This window comes from Paenibacillus koleovorans NBRC 103111 (genome assembly GCF_004000845.1).
GTDB lineage: Bacteria > Bacillota > Bacilli > Paenibacillales > NBRC-103111 > Paenibacillus_AA > Paenibacillus_AA koleovorans.
This window is the reverse complement of sequence record NZ_BIMA01000260.1, coordinates 1-898: the sequence shown is the minus strand read 5'-3', so window position 1 is coordinate 898 and position 898 is coordinate 1. Positions and strand designations below refer to the sequence as shown.

Below are 898 nucleotides of genomic sequence, written 5' to 3'. Positions count from 1 at the left end.
TCCAGTGAGTGTTACCTCACCTTCACCCTGGACAGGGGTAGATCACACGGTTTCGGGTCTACGTCCACGCTATAGCGCCCTATTCAGACTCGCTTTCGCTGCGGCTCCGTCTCTTCGACTTAACCTTGCACGGGAACGTAACTCGCCGGTTCATTCTACAAAAGGCACGCCATCACCCTTTAACGGGCTCTGACTTCTTGTAAGCGCACGGTTTCAGGTTCTCTTTCACTCCCCTCCCGGGGTGCTTTTCACCTTTCCCTCACGGTACTGCTTCGCTATCGGTCGCTAGGGAGTATTTAGCCTTAGCAGATGGTCCTGCCAGATTCCCACGGGATTTCTCGTGCCCCGCGGTACTCGGGATCCGTCTCGGAGGGAGCACATTTTCGGCTACAGGATTGTTACCTTCTCTGATGGGCCTTTCCAGACCGCTTCGCCTAATCTGCTCCTTTATGACTCCATGTGAAACGTCCCACAACCCCAGCCTGCAAGCAGGCTGGTTTAGGCTGTTCCGCGTTCGCTCGCCGCTACTGACGGAATCACTCTTGTTTTCTCTTCCTCCAGGTACTTAGATGTTTCAGTTCCCTGGGTGTGCCTCTGCTCACCCTATGGATTCAGGTGAGAGTAACAGCGTATTACCGCTGCTGGGTTTCCCCATTCGGACATCCCCGGATCGAGGCCTGCTTACGGCTCCCCGAGGCATTTCGTCGTTCGCCACGTCCTTCTTCGGCTCCTAGCGCCTAGGCATCCTCCGTGCGCTCTTACTTGCTTATCCTGGATCAATTTGTCCGCGAGAATCGCGGGCAATTTGATGTAGAGTGAACAAACATGCAATATCGCTCTAGAATTGCTCCTAGTTCTCATTTCTTATCGTTTCGCTATCCAGTTTTCAAGGAACAAA

Annotated in this window: 1 rRNA gene; it reads right to left on the bottom strand. The window is 53.5% G+C overall.

What is annotated here, in order from left to right:
- A 23S ribosomal RNA gene (locus tag PKO02S_RS32080) occupies window positions 1-772 on the bottom strand; the annotation flags it as partial.
- Window positions 773-898: the final 126 nt, after the last annotated feature.